This is a genomic window from Puniceibacterium sediminis (assembly GCF_900188035.1).
GTDB classification, from domain to species: Bacteria; Pseudomonadota; Alphaproteobacteria; order Rhodobacterales; family Rhodobacteraceae; genus Puniceibacterium; species Puniceibacterium sediminis.
Genome location: NZ_FZNN01000007.1, coordinates 93,393 through 108,963 on the forward strand (window position 1 = coordinate 93,393; position 15,571 = coordinate 108,963).

Annotated in this window: 11 protein-coding genes; 1 reads left to right on the forward strand and 10 read right to left on the reverse strand. The window is 63.1% G+C overall.

The genetic code is table 11. From position 1 onward, the window contains the following. Nucleotides 1-864 precede the first annotated feature (864 nt). The gene (locus CHB75_RS09570; protein WP_089270323.1) at nt 865-1,506 is read left to right on the forward strand and encodes an ABC-type transport auxiliary lipoprotein family protein; all 642 of its coding nucleotides are present in this window, start codon (nt 865-867) and stop codon (nt 1,504-1,506) included. A 3-nt stretch (nt 1,507-1,509) separates the two neighbouring features. Here CHB75_RS09570 and cysG read toward each other — a convergent pair whose 3' ends face one another. The 10 genes from cysG to CHB75_RS09620 form a co-directional block, all read right to left on the reverse strand. Beyond that, nucleotides 1,510-2,904, reverse strand: coding sequence for a siroheme synthase CysG (gene cysG / locus CHB75_RS09575; RefSeq protein ID WP_089270324.1), 1,395 nt, complete (start codon nt 2,902-2,904; stop codon nt 1,510-1,512). Between the two features lie 12 nt (nt 2,905-2,916). Beyond that, nucleotides 2,917-3,879 carry a glycosyl transferase family protein gene (locus tag CHB75_RS09580; RefSeq protein ID WP_089270325.1) on the reverse strand — a complete coding sequence of 321 codons (963 nt, stop codon included), beginning with the start codon at nt 3,877-3,879 and terminating at the stop codon, nt 2,917-2,919. Then, nucleotides 3,876-6,503, reverse strand: a complete 2,628-nt coding sequence (locus tag CHB75_RS09585; RefSeq protein ID WP_089270326.1) for a nitrate reductase — start codon at nt 6,501-6,503, stop codon at nt 3,876-3,878. The genes CHB75_RS09580 and CHB75_RS09585 overlap by 4 nt, the downstream gene beginning before the upstream one ends. 23 nt (nt 6,504-6,526) lie before the next feature. Beyond that, nucleotides 6,527-7,366 carry a formate/nitrite transporter family protein gene (locus CHB75_RS09590; protein ID WP_089270327.1) on the reverse strand — a complete coding sequence of 280 codons (840 nt, stop codon included), beginning with the start codon at nt 7,364-7,366 and terminating at the stop codon, nt 6,527-6,529. Nucleotides 7,367-7,484: 118 nt separating this feature from the next. Then, the gene (gene nirD, locus CHB75_RS09595) at nt 7,485-7,817 is read right to left on the reverse strand and encodes a nitrite reductase small subunit NirD (RefSeq protein ID WP_089270328.1); all 333 of its coding nucleotides are present in this window, start codon (nt 7,815-7,817) and stop codon (nt 7,485-7,487) included. Next, nucleotides 7,814-10,246 (reverse strand): nitrite reductase large subunit NirB, encoded by a 2,433-nt coding sequence (nirB, locus tag CHB75_RS09600; RefSeq protein WP_089270329.1) that lies wholly within the window; start codon nt 10,244-10,246, stop codon nt 7,814-7,816. Before nirB ends, nirD begins: the two co-directional genes overlap by 4 nt. A gap of 11 nt (nt 10,247-10,257) precedes the next feature. Continuing rightward, a complete protein-coding gene (locus CHB75_RS09605; protein ID WP_089270330.1) occupies nt 10,258-11,184 on the reverse strand; it encodes a GAF domain-containing protein in 927 nt (308 codons plus the stop codon). Continuing rightward, nucleotides 11,184-12,866, reverse strand: coding sequence for an ABC transporter ATP-binding protein (locus CHB75_RS09610; protein WP_176439100.1), 1,683 nt, complete (start codon nt 12,864-12,866; stop codon nt 11,184-11,186). Before CHB75_RS09610 ends, CHB75_RS09605 begins: the two co-directional genes overlap by 1 nt. A gap of 5 nt (nt 12,867-12,871) precedes the next feature. Next, nucleotides 12,872-13,954 (reverse strand): ABC transporter permease, encoded by a 1,083-nt coding sequence (locus CHB75_RS09615; protein ID WP_089270332.1) that lies wholly within the window; start codon nt 13,952-13,954, stop codon nt 12,872-12,874. A gap of 121 nt (nt 13,955-14,075) precedes the next feature. Further along, nucleotides 14,076-15,443 (reverse strand): CmpA/NrtA family ABC transporter substrate-binding protein, encoded by a 1,368-nt coding sequence (locus CHB75_RS09620; RefSeq protein ID WP_089270333.1) that lies wholly within the window; start codon nt 15,441-15,443, stop codon nt 14,076-14,078. Nucleotides 15,444-15,571: the final 128 nt, after the last annotated feature.

Below are 15,571 nucleotides of genomic sequence, written 5' to 3' on the forward strand. Positions count from 1 at the left end.
GGATGCCAGCCGCACGCTGAATACCTTTAACGAGACCGGCCTTGCCGCCACCGCCCGCCTGACCGAGGCCCGCAAGGTGCTGGCCGATACAGAGGTGATGATCGCCAATCTTGAAGTCACGCTGGACACCATGGACAGCGCCGCCATCAGTTTCGAGGATCTGATGGAAAAGGACGGTGCCGAACTGATCGCCGACGCAAGTGTGATGATCGCCGATGCCACCCGTGCGATGCAGTCGATCAACGCCGTGACCGAAACCGATCTGCCGGGCATCGTGGCCGACATCCGGACCGCCACGGCGACCGCGAACCGGGTGATCGCGCAGGTTGGCGACGACCTGACCGGTGCCTCGGGGCGGATTGAATCGCTGTCGGCCACCGCCGAAGTGACGCTGAACCAGGTGAGCGAGACCTTTGCCAGCGCGAATGACACGCTCACCGCCGTCAACTCTGCGCTGGTTGTGGGTGAAGACGCGCTTGGCGCGGCCCAGCGGGCCTTCGACGGGGCGGACCGGGTGATCAACGACGATGTCGCCGGGATCACAGCCGATCTGCGGGGCGCGATCGCAAATCTGAATGGCGCGATCAATCAGGTATCCGCCGACATTCCCGGAATTTCGGCGGATCTGCGCGCCGCCAGCCGATCCGCCGAACAGACCTTTGCCGAGGTGCTGCGGGTGGTCAACGCGTCGGGAACACCGATCGCCGAGTTTGCCGCCAACGGTCTGCCGCTCTATAGTCGGCTGGCGCAGGAAACGCGCAACCTGATCGCCAACCTTGACCGGCTGACCACAAGCATCCAGCGTGATCCGGCGCGGTTCTTTCTGGACAAATCGACCCCGGAATTCAGACGATGAGGTGCCACATGACGTTCCGATCCCCGATCCCGCGCGCCTTGGCGCTGTGCCTTGCCCTGTCGGGGCTTTCCGGCTGTTCCGCCCTGTCGGCTCTGTCGGATGTGAGCACCCCGCTTGACGTCTATGAACTGCGCGCGCCCGACGATGTGCCGGTGGCACGGGGCAATCCCCTACCGCTGGTCGTGACCATCGAGACACCGACAACTGGCGGCGCGTTGCAGACCGACCACATCATGATCCGCCCCGACCCCTATCAGGCGCAGTACCTTCCCGATGTGCGCTGGTCCGAGGATGTGCCGCAGTTGGTGCAGACGCTGATGCTGCGCACGCTCGAATCGACGCAGGCGTTGCGCTATGTCGGCCGCACACCGCTGGGGGCGGGCGGGGATTACGCCATCATGACTGAAATTACCGATTTTCAGGCCGAGGCCGCAGCTGTCGATGCACCGGTGCTGATCCGATTGCGGATCGTGGCGAGCCTAGTTCGGGAACGCGATGTGCAGATTATCGCGAGCCGGACCTTTGGCGCGACGGCCGAGTCCCCGACCACAAAGACCGGCGATGTGGTCCGTGCCTTTGACGCCGCCAGTGACGAAATGCTGCGCGACTTTGCGGTCTGGGCGGCTGGTGCGATGGGACGCAGGCTCTAGCGTTCAGGCCATCATGCGCAGCGGTTGTTGCGCCACGCGCGCGATGTCCTTGGGCCATGACACCATGATCACGGCACTGCCTTTGATCTGTTCGGACGCCAGCGTCGTGGCAAGCGCGCTGATGGTCGTTTCAACGAAACGTTCGCCGTCCTGCGTCACCTTGACGGCGATGGTCACCGGCAGATCGGCAGGCATGCCATTGGCCAGCAATGCCGCCGTGATCTGTTCGGCATGGCCAACCGACATGTAGAACGCCAGCGCGGTCCCGGGGCGGGCATGATGCTGCCAGTCCGGTGCGGCGTCCCCGTCGCGACACTGGCCCGTTGTCAGGACCAGCGTATCGGTCTGCCCGCGCAGCGTCAGCGACCGCCCCATGGCCGCCGCCGCGCCGGATACCGCCGTCACACCGGGCACCAGTTCGATGGGAATCCCGGCGGCGCGGGCTGCATCCAGCTCTTCGGTGGCGCGACCAAAGACCGCCGGATCGCCGGATTTCAGCCGCACCACGCGACGGCCTTTCAGCGCCTCGGCCACGATCAGCGCGTTGATGCGGTCCTGCGGCCAGGCGGTCGCGCCGACGACCTTGCCGACGAACACCCGTTCGGCATCACGCCGGGCGAGTTCGAGGACACCGGGATCGACCAGACGGTCGTAAAAGATGACATCCGCCTCTTGCAGACGCTCGACCGCGCGCAGCGTCAGCAGGTCACGCGCCCCGGGGCCGGCACCGACCAGCGCGATTTGTCCCTGCCGGGGTGTCTGCGGCGCGCCGCCGACCTCAATCGCCTGTTTCAGCAGTTGGGCGGCATCGCGTTCGGCACCACGTTTGTGGTTTTGCCAGGGGGTTTCGTGAAACGCCCAGCGCCAGAAGGCGCGGCGTGCGTCACGCGGGACCCGGGCGGCGACACGGTCGCGCAAACGGCCCGCAAGTGCGGCAAAGCTGCCAAGGCGCGGGTCAAGCTGTTCCTCGATCCGGGTCTTGATGGCACGGGCCAGAACGGGTGCCGTGCCTTCGGTTCCGATGGCGACGACGACGGGATCGCGGTCCACGATCGACGGCGTGGTGATGTCGCACAGCGCGGGCTGATCGACCACGTTCACCAACACGCCGGATTCCTGCGCCAGCGCGTGTAACGACGCGTCCACAGCAGGGCAGCCGGTGGCGATGAATGCCATGGCGGCGCCTTTGAAATCACCGGGGGCGATGGGGCCGTGTTGATGGATCGCGCGGCCTTCGGCCACCAGCGTCTGTAGTTCGGGGTCCAGCGTATCGGCCAGCAGGATCAGTTTCGCGTCGGTCTTGAGCAGCAGACGCGCCTTTTGCGCCGCCTGTTCGCCGCCGCCCGCGATGATGACGCGGCGACCGGTGGTGCGGATGAACATGGGAAAGCTTTTCATCTCGGATCTCCTTCAGGCGGCTTTGGCACGGCGGCGGTCGGCCCAGAGGGCCAGCGCGGTCTGTTCGGGATCGCTGACACCAAGGGTATCGAGCGCAAGAGCGGCGGTGCCGGTGACGATGCGTTCCGCGAATTCATCGTTCAGGGTTCCCTGCCAAAGCTGTGTCAGCCGGGCCGGATCGTCGGCACCGTCGTTCAGCCTGCGGGTCTCGGGCAGGAGCGCATCAAAGGGTGCTTCCCAACGGGTCGCGGCGCGCAGGCCATAGGCCTGAACGCCCTTGCAGGGGTGACGTTCGAATTCGCCGCCGCCGCCCTTGATGATGGTCAGGGACTGCTGGCCCAGAAGGACGCCCGCATCGGCCTGAAGGTCGCGGTAGGGCGGATGGAATACGCCCTGCACACCGGCGGGGGCGCACGCGGGGTTGAGCACGCGCAGAACCGTGTTGATGCAGGACCGCAGGCCCAGCACATCGCGCAGTTGCAACAGGTCAAGCAACTGCGGCGCAAAGGATTCGAGCGGCAGATAGGCGATCCCGTCACGGTTCAGCACGTCCGCAACTGTGTCGGGGCTGGTCGATTGGATGCCGACATGGGGCAGCGCGCGGCGAACAGAGGCATGGCCCTGCTGGTGCGAATTCCAGCCGTGCAGCAGCACCGGATGACCGGCCTGCGCCACAAGGCGCGTCGCGAGCAGGAACCACGGCAGGCCACGCGTGCGCCCGGCGGCATAGCTTGGCCAGTCGAGCGCGGGGCGTGGCAGGGCGGGCATGGTGGCGCGGGCGGCGCTGACGAAACCGGCGATCTCGTCCGGGGTTTCGCCCTTCATCCGCAGTAGCATGAGCATGGCACCGACGGCTTGGGGTTCGGCCTGTCCGTTCAGGGTGATGGTCATTGCCTCTGTCGCCTCATCCCGGGTGAACGAGCGTGACCGGCCCGGGCCACGGCCCAGAATGCGCACGAAGGGGGCAAGGCTCATTCCGCCGCCTCCTGTACCTGACCACGGGCCAGAAGTGCGGCGAGTTCCGGGCGGCAGGAGCCGCAGTTGGTCCCGGCCTGAAGAGCTATGCCGATCTGGTCAACGGTTGTCAGGGCGTCGGTTTCGATTGCGGTGAGGATGGTATTCATCCCGATGCCAAAGCACGAACAGACGATGGGGCCGGGATCGGGCATGTCGGCAGGGCTTTGCCCGGTCAGGACCGACGGCGCATCGGTGCCCGGCAGGGTCACGAGGTAGTCGCGCATCACCGCCACGGGTTCACGCGCCACGAAAAGCGCGGCAAGCAGACGGTCACCGTTGTGAAAGGCAAGGCGCGCCATGCCGCGGGCCGCGTCCTGCACCATTTGCACGGTTGCATCGGGCAGTCCAAACAGGGTGCGGGCATAGCCTTCCCAGTCCTGCGGGGTGGTAAAGGTGGCCAGTTCGGCGCGCCAGCCGCCGGGGGTGCGGGCCATGGCCCAGTAGTCGGTTTCGGGGGTCATCGGCTGCGAGGACACGGCGAACCCGTACCAGCCCGCGTGATAGGGCGCGAGCGCGACCACGGCAGCCTTGCTTTCGGGTTGACCCGAAACGGGGTCGACCGCATCCGGCACAACCATGTCGATCCGGGCCGAGGGCGCGGTGTCGCTGGTCCAGTGCATCGGGGCAAAGACTTCGCCCGGGCGGACGCGGTCGGTGATCAGCGTGCGCAGGATGGCCGAGCCGACAGGGCTGGTCACCTGCACCAGCGAGGCCGGGCCAAGACCGGTGCGGGCGGCATCGTCGGGGTGAATTTCAAGAAACGGCTCGGCCAGATGCGCAGACAGGCGCGGCGACAGGGCGGTGCGCGTCATGGTGTGCCACTGGTCACGGACGCGCCCGGTGTTCAGCCGGAAGGGAAAGCGCGGCCCGGTTTTGGCAGCCGGCGGACGGTATTGCAGCGCCAGCATCTGCGCCTTGCCATTGGGGGTGAAAAATTTGCCATCCGCAAAGAAGCGGCCACCCTGACGATCCTTGGTGACGGGCCAGCGGGTGGGGGCAAAGTCGGCATATTCATGGTCAGAAATGTCCGACAGGCCAGAGATGTCGAAATCACGGTCGAAATGCCCGGCGATATGCGACAGGGCGGCATATTCGCGAAAGATCTCGGCCGGGGTTTCATAGTCAAAGGCACCATGCCAGCCCATGCGGCGACCGACTTCGGCCAGGATGGCCCAGTCGGGGCGGGCCTGACCGGGGGGCGGCAGCGCGGCACGCTGGCGGCTGATCGTGCGATCCGAATTGGTGACGGTGCCGTCCTTTTCGCCCCAGGCGGCGGCGGGCAGCAGGACGTGGGCAAGCCGCGCTGTGTCTGTCGCGCCGGTGATGTCGCTGACCACGGTAAAATCACAGCCCGCAATCGCCGCGCGCACGGCATCGGCATCGGGCATGGTGACGGCGGGGTTGGTGTGGATGACCCAGAGCGCCTTGATTTCACCCTTACCCACGGCGCGGAACATATCCACGGCCTTGAGCCCCGCGTGGTCCGCAATGCCGGGCGATTCCCAGAAGCCGCGCACTGCCTGGCGGTGGTTCGGGTTCTCGATGTCGAGGTGACAGGCGAGCATGTTGGCAAGGCCGCCGACCTCTCGGCCACCCATGGCATTGGGCTGACCGGTGACGGAAAACGGCCCCATGCCAAGCAGCCCGATGCGCCCGGTGGCAAGGTGACAATTCAGGATTGCGTTGACCTTGTCCGATCCGGCCGAGCTTTGGTTCACGCCCTGGCTGAACACGGTCACGGTGCGATCGGTGCGCAGGAACAGGTTGAAAAATGTCTGTATGTCGCGCCGGTCAAGGCCGGTTTCATCCATCCGGTCGATACTGGCGGCGGCAAGTGCTGCGTCAAAGCCATCGACATTTGCAATATAGGCCTTGTCGATGCAGCCGCCTTCGTAGATCGCCGAAAGCAACCCGTTGAACAGGGCCACATCCGTCCCGGCGCGCAGTTGCAGATGCAGATCGGCAAGGTCGCAGGTCGCGATGCGGCGCGGGTCGATGACGACGACGCGCATTTCCGGGCGCTGCTTTTTCGCCGCCGCCAGCCGCTGATACAGCACCGGGTGGCACCAAGCGAGGTTGGAGCCGACAAGAACGACCAGATCCGCCTCTTCCAGATCCTCATAGGTGCCGGGAACGGTGTCGGTGCCGAATGCGCGGCGGTGCCCGGCGACCGTAGATGCCATGCAAAGCCTTGAATTCGTGTCTATATTCGCGGACCCGATGAAACCCTTCATCAGCTTGTTGGCGACATAATAATCTTCGGTCAGCATCTGACCCGAGACGTAAAAGGCGACCGAATCCGGCCCGTGTTCCGCGATCGTGGCCGAAAAACGGTCGGCAACTGTTTGCATCGCGTCGTCCCAGCTGGCCTCTTGCCCGTTGACAGTCGGGGACAGCAGACGGCCCTGAGTGCTGACGGTTTCGCCAAGCGCCAGCCCTTTGGAGCAAAGCCGACCCTTGTTGGCCGGATGGTCGCGGTCGCCCGTCACATGCAGGCCGCCCTGACCGTCAGGCCGCAGGATCACCCCGCAGCCAACCCCGCAATAGGGGCAGGTGGAGCGGACACCATCTGTATCTTTCATTGTCCGCACCTCCTGCATGTTGCTCACTCCGCCGGAGTGGCGATGGCTGTGGCCTCATCGCGGCCCAGTTCCGGAGAGGTCTTGTGATGTGTGGCATAGATCATCGCGCCAACGAAGGTCACGCCGCCGACAAGGTTACCGATCACGGTCGGAATTTCATTCCAGAGCAGGTAATCGACGACGGTGAAATTGCCGCCCAGCAGCAGGCCCGAGGGGAACAGGAACATGTTGACGATGGAGTGTTCGAAGCCGAGGTAGAAGAACACAAGGATCGGCATCCACATCGCCATGATCTTGCCCGAGACTGAATCCGACATCATCGCCGCGACCACACCGGTGGACACCATCCAGTTACACATCACCGCGCGGATAAACAGCGTCAGCATCCCTGCCCAGCCGGCAGCGGCATAGCCCACGGTTCGGCTTTCACCGATAACGCCGATCTTCTGCCCGACGGCGTTCGGTTCGGTCGAAAATCCGGTGGTAAAGATGATCGCCATGAACACGGCGACAGTGAAGGCCCCGCCAAAATTCCCGACAAAGACCAGCCCCCAGTTGCGTAGCATGCCCTTGACCGTCACACCGCGACGTTTGTCCAGCAGCGCGAGAGGCACCAGGGTGAAGACACCCGTCAGCAGGTCAAAGCCCAGCAGGTAGAGCATGCAGAAGCCGACCGGAAACAGCAGCGCGCCGATCAGGAAGTTGCCGGTGTTGACGGCGACGGTGACGGCAAACGCAGCGGCAAGCGCAAGGATTGCACCGGCCATATAGGCGCGGATCACGGTGTCCTTGGTGGACATGAAAACCTTCGCCTCGCCGGCGTCGATCATCTTTTTCGCAAAGTCCTTGGGTGTAACATACATGGGTATTTCCTTTCTCCGGGGTGAGGAGGGTTTCAGTCTGGAGGAATTTCCGATGGGTCTGCGTGGTGTCCTACTCGTAAAAAGATCCGCGCCCGAAGCGGCGGGGACAGCTGCCGCCTCAGGCGGCAGAACGCTGTTGCAGTTGCGTCTGGTCGAGCATCAGGCGGCCGTCTTCGACCCGGACCGCATAGGTGTCGATCTGACCTTTGTCGGCACCCTGCGCCTGACCGGTTTCCAGCGAAAACACCCAGTTGTGGAGCGGGCAGGTCACCTGATGGCCGTGAACGATGCCTTCGGACAGGGGGCCGCCCTTGTGCGGGCAGGTGTCTGAGACGGCGAACACCTGATCGTCGCCGGTGCGGAACAGGGCGATACAGCCCACTTGGGTTTTGACCACCCGCGCGCCGCGCTGGGGGATGTCAGTCAGGGCGCCAATGTCGATCCAGTTCATTCCGCAGCCTCCAGTGTGAGATCGGCAAGGGGGGCAAAGCTTTCGGCCTTGGCGGCCAGCGGGGCCCAGGGATCCTTGCGGTAGATGGTTTGGGACAGTTCGAACCGGGCGGCGAGCGCGCGACGGTTTTCAAGATCGTCAACCACCCGTTCCTTGACCCAATCAAGGCCGACCTTGGCAATCCATTTGTAGGGCCGATCGAGGTATTTGGCATTCTCGCGGTAGATCTGGACAAAGGCTGCGGTGACTTCCAGCGCCTCTTCCTCGGTCGGGACATCGCAAAGACGTTCGGTTTCCTTGAGGTCCATGCCCGCCGCGCCGCCGACACCGACCTGATAGCCCGAGTCCACGCAGATGATGCCAAGATCCTTGCAGGTCGCCTCGGCACAGTTGCGGGGGCAGCCCGACACGGCCAGCTTGACCTTGTGCGGTGTCCAGGACCCCCAAAGCAGTTTTTCCAGCTTGATGCCAAGGCCGGTGGAATCCTGCGTGCCAAAGCGGCAATGGTCTGTTCCAACACAGGTTTTGACGGTGCGCAGACCCTTGGAATAGGCGTGACCCGAGACCATGCCGGCGGCGTTCAGATCGTACCAGATGCCGGGAAGGTCTTCTTTCTTGACGCCCAGCAGGTCGATGCGCTGGCCGCCGGTAACCTTGACGGTGGGCACGTTGTATTTGTCCGCCGCATCGGCAATGGCGCGCAATTCCGCTGCGGTCGTGATGCCGCCGAACATGCGCGGCACAACCGAATAGGTGCCGTCCTTCTGGATGTTGCCGTGGTTGCGTTCGTTCACAAAGCGGCTTTGCGGATCGTCCTGATATTCCAGCGGCCAGTCCGCCAGCAGGTAGAAATTGATCGCCGGGCGGCAGACGTGGCAACCGTTGGGCGTGGTCCAGCCCAACTCCTGCCAGACGGCGGATTGGGATTTCAGCTCTTTGCTCTTGATCAGCCGGCGCACGTCCTCGTGCGTGAGGTCGGTGCATTTGCAGACCGATTGCGCCGTGGGCATGACAAAATCATCGCCCAAAGTAACGGCCAGCACCTGTTCGACAAGGCCGGTGCAGGTCCCGCAGGAGGCCGAAGCCTTGGTGGTTGCGCGGATGCCGGCAAGGTCGGTGGCCCCGCCCTCAATGGCAGTAACGATCTGACCTTTGCACACGCCGTTGCAGCCGCAGATTTCTGCGTCAGCCGGTAAGGCTGCAACGGCCGACAAAGGGTCCACAGCGGCCCCCCCCTGATAGGCAGGCCCGAATATCAGCGTATCACGCATCTCCGACACGTCAGTGCCGTCCTTGATCATCCCGAAGAACCAGTTTCCGTCGGCGGTATCGCCATACATCACGGCACCGATCAGGCGGTCATCCTTGAGCACGAGGCGCTTGTAGACGCCGCGCGCCGGGTCGCGGAACACGATGTCTTCGCGGTCGTCGGCTTCGGCAAAGTCACCGGCGCTGAACAGATCGCAACCCGTGACCTTGAGCTTGGTGGCGAGTTCCTTGACGGTGAAAACGTCGTCTTCGTTCATCAGGGTTTTGGCCAGAACCTTGGCCTGATCGTAAAGCGGCGCGACGAGGCCAAAGATATTGCCCGCGAATTCAACACATTCCCCCAAGGCGTACACGTCCGGGTCCGAGGTCTGCATCTGCGCATCGACGGTGATCGCGCGGCCGACCGCAAGCCCGGCATCCTTGGCCAGCTGGGCCGAGGGGCGGATGCCCACGGCCATGACGACCAGTTCACAGGGCAGCTCGGTGCCGTCGGCAAGTTTGACCATCTCAACCTTGCCATCACCTTCGATGCTCTGGGTCGAGGCCTGGGTGATGACGGTGATGCCGCGTGCCTCAAGATCGCGGCGCAGAAGGTAGCCCGCTGCGGCGTCAAGCTGACGTTCCATCAGGTGGCCCGCGATGTGCAGGACGGTGACCTCCATGCCGCGCATCCGCAGACCGGCGGCCGCCTCAAGCCCCAGAAGACCGCCGCCGATCACCACGGCGCGGGCACCGGGTCTGGACGAGGTTTCGATCATCGCATTGGTGTCGTCCAGATCGCGGTAGCTGATCACGCCGGGCAGATCGTGGCCGGGCAGCGGAATGATGAAGGGGTTCGATCCGGTGCCGATGATCAGCTTGTCATAGGGGGTTTCGCCGCCTGCGCTTTTGACGACCTTGCGGGCCAGATCGATGCCTTCGATCGCCTCGCCAAAGCGGCAAGTCACCCTGTTGTCGGCATACCAGTCGTCACCGTGGGTGATGATTTCGGCATAGCTTTTTTCGCCCGACAGGACGGGGGACAGCATCAGGCGGTTATAGTTGCCGCGGGGTTCGGCGTTGAACAGGGTGACGTCAAAGGCGTCGGGGGCGGTTTCGAACAGGTGTTCCAGCACGCGGCCAGAGGCCATGCCAGCACCGATCACAACGAGTTTCTGCATCTTCATACTCCTCAGCAATACCAGGCGACGATGTGGGCCAGCTCGCCATTGCGATGGATCGGCAAGGCGACCATCGAGGCGTAGCCGACAGCACCGGCGCCGGTGTCAATCACGGGCAGACCGCTACCCAGCGCGCGACCGACGGGCCCCTGCCAGGCGGTCACGGTCCGCTCTTTTTCAAAGTCCCACAGCGGGCCGCTTCGTTCGCAGATCCCGTCCGTCAGGATCGCCTTGCCGGATGCGCCGACCTTGGCCGAGCGGGCATCCCAGATTTCGAACCGGCGCGCGATCGGCGTGCCGCTGGCGGTCAGCAGGGTCAGCACATAGGTCGTGCCGTCCGGCACCGGGACCGGCAGGCCAAGCCCGGTGTTCAGGCCGATCTTGCCCGCGCTTTCGGACCGCACAAAGCCATAGCCCTGCCCCAGATCGCGCATCAGGATCGGTGTCTTGGACGACCAGACGCTGCCGGGAAGCCCCTGCCCGCGCTTGAAGGTGGTGCGCTGGGAGATCTCCTCGAACTGCTTGGCGGCGCCGTAATAGCCGTCTTCCAACGACAGGATGCCATCGTTTTCGGCCCAGACTTCGATCGCGCCAAAGCGATCAGCATCATCACTGCACAGCACCATCAGAACTGCCTTGAGGGTGCGCCCGGCAAAGACCGGGATCGCCACGGCGCTGGTCAGACCGGCCTGTTTGGCGGCATCGGTGCGCAGGAAATAGGACCCCTCAAAGGCCTTGAGAACAATGGGCCGCTCTTCTGCCCATGCCTTGCCCGGCAGTCCTTCGCCCTTGGCAAAGCTGGTCTTGCGCGAGGCTTCGGCAAAGGCGCTGAGGGTGCCGTAGTGACCGCCACCGGGGACCAGACGGTCGCCTTCGGGCACCCAGATCTCCATCACGTCGACAAAGGTTCTGACGGGCGGTTCCATAAGCGTATCCATCAGGCTGCTTCCTGTTTGCCGGGCTTCTTGTCGCCCTTGGGCTTGTGCCCGTGTTCGTATTCCTCAAGAAAATCAAGGACCTCCTGGCGATACGAATAGTAGTCCGGATGTTCGAGCAGCGCCTTGCGGGTGCGCGGACGGGGCAGGTTCACCTCGGTGATCTTGCCGATGGTGGCCTGTGGTCCGTTGGTCATCATGACCACGCGATCAGCCAGCAGGATCGCCTCGTCCACATCGTGTGTCACGCAGATCGCGGTGACCTTGGTTCGGGACCAGACCTCCATCAGGACCTCTTGCAGCTCCCACCGGGTCAGACTGTCGAGCATCCCGAAGGGTTCATCCAGCAGCAGGAGTTTGGGCGAGAGCGCAAAGGCGCGGGCGATGCCGACGCGCTGTTTCATGCCATTGGACATCGACGCGGCGTTGCGGTCCATCGCATCGCCCAGACCGACGCGTTCGAGGTAATATTCCACGACTTCCTGCCGTTCGGCCTGCGACGCGCGGGGATAGACCTTGTCCACGCCGATGGCGACGTTTTCCTTGGCGGTGAGCCATGGGAAAAGGTTGGGCGATTGGAAGACCACGGCGCGTTCGGGATCGGCGCCCATGACGTGGCGACCATCCAGACGAATGGCGCCTTCGCTGATACTATTGAGGCCGGCGGCCATGGTCAGCACGGTGGATTTGCCACAGCCGGAATGGCCGATCAGGCTGATGAATTCGCCCCGGTTCACCTTGAGATCGAAGTTTTCGACCACGGTAAGCGGGCCTTTGGGCGTCGGATAAACCTTGTGCAACTGACTGAAATCAAGGAATCTTTCCTCGATCATGCCTTCCTGCGCATCTTTCACCGCCGAGGGAACGCCATGGATTGGCGTGACGTTGGGCAGCTGGCGGGTGCCTTCGACCTTGGCCTCGATCCCGACGTCCATCAGGTATTTGGTGACCTGAGCGCGCAGGGCCTTGAACGTTTCATCGTTGTTCATCGCGGTGCGTTCGCGGGGGCGCGGGATGGTGACCTTGAACTCTTCGCCGAGGGTGCCATCGGGGTTCAGCGCGATGATCCGGTCGGCCAGAACGATGGCTTCGTCCACGTCGTTGGTGATCAGGACGCAGGTTTTTTTGTCTGCCTCCCAGATCTTTTCGATCTCATCCGCCAGATTGGCGCGGGTCAGCGCATCGAGCGCCGAAAGAGGTTCGTCCAGCAGTAACATTTCCGGGCTCATGGCGAGCGCGCGGGCGACGTTGACGCGCTGGCGCATGCCACCGGAGAGTTCCGCAGGACGGCGGTGCATGGCATGGCCAAGCCCGACCATCTGCACGTAATGCGCTACTTTCGCTGCCTTTTCCGCCTTGGGCATACCCGGAAAGATCGTGTCCACGGCCAGACCGACATTCCCGGCCACGGTCAGCCAGGGCATCAGCGAATAGCTTTGGAAGATCACGCCGCGTTCGGGACCGGGTTCGGTGATCGGCTTGCCCTTGAAGGTGACGCTGCCCTTGGACGGCATTTCGAGGCCTGCCATCAGGTTTATCAGCGTCGTTTTGCCGGTTCCGGAAAAGCCGAGGAGGACCAAGAATTCGCCCTCTTGCACCTTAAGGTTGATATTTTTCAGGACTTCTTCGCGGTGGATGCCGGTTCCGAAACCCTTGGAGACGTTTTTGAATTCAAGAATGCTCATGTTGATCACCGGTTGTTCGAGAAGGTGAAAAGCGATTGCAGCGCGAACATCACCCGGTCGAGAAGGAAGCCGATGATGCCGATGGTCAGCACCGCGACGATGATCTTGGCCAGTGACTGGCTGGAGCCGTTCTGGAATTCATCCCAGACGAATTTGCCAAGCCCGGGGTTCTGCGCCAGCATTTCGGCCGCGATCAGAACCATCCAGCCCACACCCAGCGACAGGCGCAGACCGGTAAAGATCAGCGGCAGGGCCGAGGGCAGAACCAGTTTGGTGATCTTGGTATAGGTGTTCATTTTCAACACCTTGGAGACATTCACCAGATCCTTGTCGATGCTGGCGACGCCCAGAGCGGTGTTGATCAGCGTCGGCCAGAGCGAGCAAAGCGTGACGGTGATCGCCGAAACCAGAAAGGATTTCGAGAACATGCCATCGTTGGTCGCGTAGGCGGCGGAAACGATCATCGTGACGATGGGCAGCCATGCGAGCGGCGAGACAGGTTTGAAAATCTGGATCAGCGGGTTCAGCGCAGCGTTGGCAGTAGGCGACAGACCGGCGGCGATGCCCAGCGGGATGGCGACGGCAGAGGCGATCAGAAAGCCGAAAAAGACGGTCCGGATCGAGGTCCAGATCTGCGCGTAGTAGGAGGGCGCGCCGGTATAGGCGATGTCCTTGACATCCTCGGGGCGGCCAGCGGCGATCAACTTTTGGTTGCGCTGATCAAGGCGGTCGTAGAACTGCGCCTCTTTGGCGCCTTTGCGCACCGCGTCTTCGTGCAGGTTGACGGCCTCTTCCCAGACGGCGGCGGGCCCGGGGATGGCACCAAGCGAGGTCTGCACCGTGGGAGCGAGCACCGACCAGAGCATCAGAAAGACCCCGATGGCCAGCACAGGAACACCAAGAAGTCGCCAGATTTCAGAGACTTGACCGCGAGGATTGTCCCCGGCGGCAGCCTTGAGAACAGGCGTGATCCAGGCGAGTCCGAGGACCTGGAACCAGGCGTCAGCCTTGTTGATGCGGGTGAAAAGCCGGGCGCGGCGGGCCTCTTTTGCCTGGGTCGTGGCGAAATCCGGATCGACAGTCGTCATGTGGCTGGTCCTCTGAAAACGGGGCTGGCGGGCGTATGGTATGCGTATGGAAAGCGTATGGTTCGCGTATGGCTGCGGACCGGCGTGTGGGGTGCGCAATGACTGCGCACCCCGGGGGGCATCAGCCCTGAACTTCGTTGCCGACGACCTTTTGTTCGCCTTTGAGACCGATCGGCATGCTTTCGAGATAGGCGTTGGGGGTGCGGCCATCGTAGCCGATGCCGTCGATCACATCAGAAGCGGGGGTTGCTTCCTTGTAGCCGTCGCTGTCCCAGGGGAAGTCAGCCTCGGAGGCGAGACCTTCGTCCACCAGCAGGCGGGCCGCTTCGAGATAGATTTCGGGCTTGTAGACGGATTTTGCGACTTCGTCGTACCAGCTGTCAGGCTTGGCTTCGCCGATCTGGCCCCAGCGGCGCATCTGGGTCAGATACCAGACGGCGTCGGAGTAGAACGGATAGGTCGCGTTGTAGCGGAAGAAGACGTTGAAATCGGGGACTTCGCGGGTGTCGCCCTTTTCGTATTCGAACGTGCCGGTCATGGAATTGGCGATGACTTCGCGGTCGGCACCGACGTATTCGGGGCGCGACAGGATATCGACCGCCTCTTCGCGGTTGGCGTTGTCGTTTTCATCCAGCCACATTGCGGCGCGGATCAGCGCCTTGGTCACGGCGAGCGTGGTGTTGGGGTAGCTTTCGGTGAATTCGGCGGTCATGCCGAAGACTTTCTCGGGGTTGTTCTTCCACAGCTCGTAATCGGTGATGACCGGCACGCCGATGCCCTTGAACACCGCCTGCTGGTTCCACGGCTCACCGACGCAGTAGCCGTTGATCGTGCCGGCTTCCATTGTCGACGGCATCTGCGGCGGCGGCGTGACGGAGAGGAACACATCGGCGGCGATCTGGCCGGTCACGTTTTCGGCCGAATAATAGCCGGGCGCGATGCCGCCGGCGGCGAGCCAGTAGCGCAGTTCATAGTTGTGGGTCGAGACCGGGAAAACCATGCCCATGTTGAAGGGCTTGCCTTCGGATTTGAAGGTTTCAATCACCGGCTTGAGGGCGCTGGCCGAAATCGGGTGCTGCGGGCGGCCGTCATCCATTTTGGGAATGTTCGGCTTCATCATTTCCCAGACCTGGTTGGAAACGGTGATGCCGTTGCCGTTCAGGTCCATGGAAAAGGGCGTCACGATGTGAGCTTCGGTGCCGTAACCGATGGTCGCCGCCAGCGGCTGACCGGCCAGCATATGCGCGCCGTCCAGCTGGCCGCCGATCACGCCGTCGAGCAGGACCTTCCAGTTTGCCTGCGCTTCGAGCGTGACAAACAGCCCTTCGTCAAAGAAATAACCCTGTTCATAGGCGACGGCGAGCGGCGCCATGTCGGTCAGCTTGATGAAGCCGAACTTCAGCTCGTCTTTTTCAAGCTCCAGCATCTCGGCAAAGGCGGGGCTGGCCAGAGCGGTTGTCGCGACAAGCGTAAGAATGATTTTCTTCATCGGTGTGTTCCCTCGTTTCATACGATCCGGGACGCACAGAGATGCGGGGGCCCGGGCAAAACAAAAATAGCCGCTGACTCACCACGACGGATGTCGCGGAGGTCGAGCGGCTTTGCTCAGATAAACCC

What these genes read in the sequence shown, in the direction of transcription:
- CHB75_RS09570 (WP_089270323.1), top strand. Translation starts at nt 865, where the DNA reads ATGACGTTCCGATCCCCGATCCCGCGCGCCTTGGCGCTGTGCCTTGCC.
- cysG (WP_089270324.1), bottom strand. Translation starts at nt 2,904, where the DNA reads ATGAAAAGCTTTCCCATGTTCATCCGCACCACCGGTCGCCGCGTCATC.
- CHB75_RS09580 (WP_089270325.1), bottom strand. Translation starts at nt 3,879, where the DNA reads ATGAGCCTTGCCCCCTTCGTGCGCATTCTGGGCCGTGGCCCGGGCCGG.
- CHB75_RS09585 (WP_089270326.1), bottom strand. Translation starts at nt 6,503, where the DNA reads ATGAAAGATACAGATGGTGTCCGCTCCACCTGCCCCTATTGCGGGGTT.
- CHB75_RS09590 (WP_089270327.1), bottom strand. Translation starts at nt 7,366, where the DNA reads ATGTATGTTACACCCAAGGACTTTGCGAAAAAGATGATCGACGCCGGC.
- nirD (WP_089270328.1), bottom strand. Translation starts at nt 7,817, where the DNA reads ATGAACTGGATCGACATTGGCGCCCTGACTGACATCCCCCAGCGCGGC.
- nirB (WP_089270329.1), bottom strand. Translation starts at nt 10,246, where the DNA reads ATGCAGAAACTCGTTGTGATCGGTGCTGGCATGGCCTCTGGCCGCGTG.
- CHB75_RS09605 (WP_089270330.1), bottom strand. Translation starts at nt 11,184, where the DNA reads ATGGATACGCTTATGGAACCGCCCGTCAGAACCTTTGTCGACGTGATG.
- CHB75_RS09610 (WP_176439100.1), bottom strand. Translation starts at nt 12,866, where the DNA reads ATGAGCATTCTTGAATTCAAAAACGTCTCCAAGGGTTTCGGAACCGGC.
- CHB75_RS09615 (WP_089270332.1), bottom strand. Translation starts at nt 13,954, where the DNA reads ATGACGACTGTCGATCCGGATTTCGCCACGACCCAGGCAAAAGAGGCC.
- CHB75_RS09620 (WP_089270333.1), bottom strand. Translation starts at nt 15,443, where the DNA reads ATGAAGAAAATCATTCTTACGCTTGTCGCGACAACCGCTCTGGCCAGC.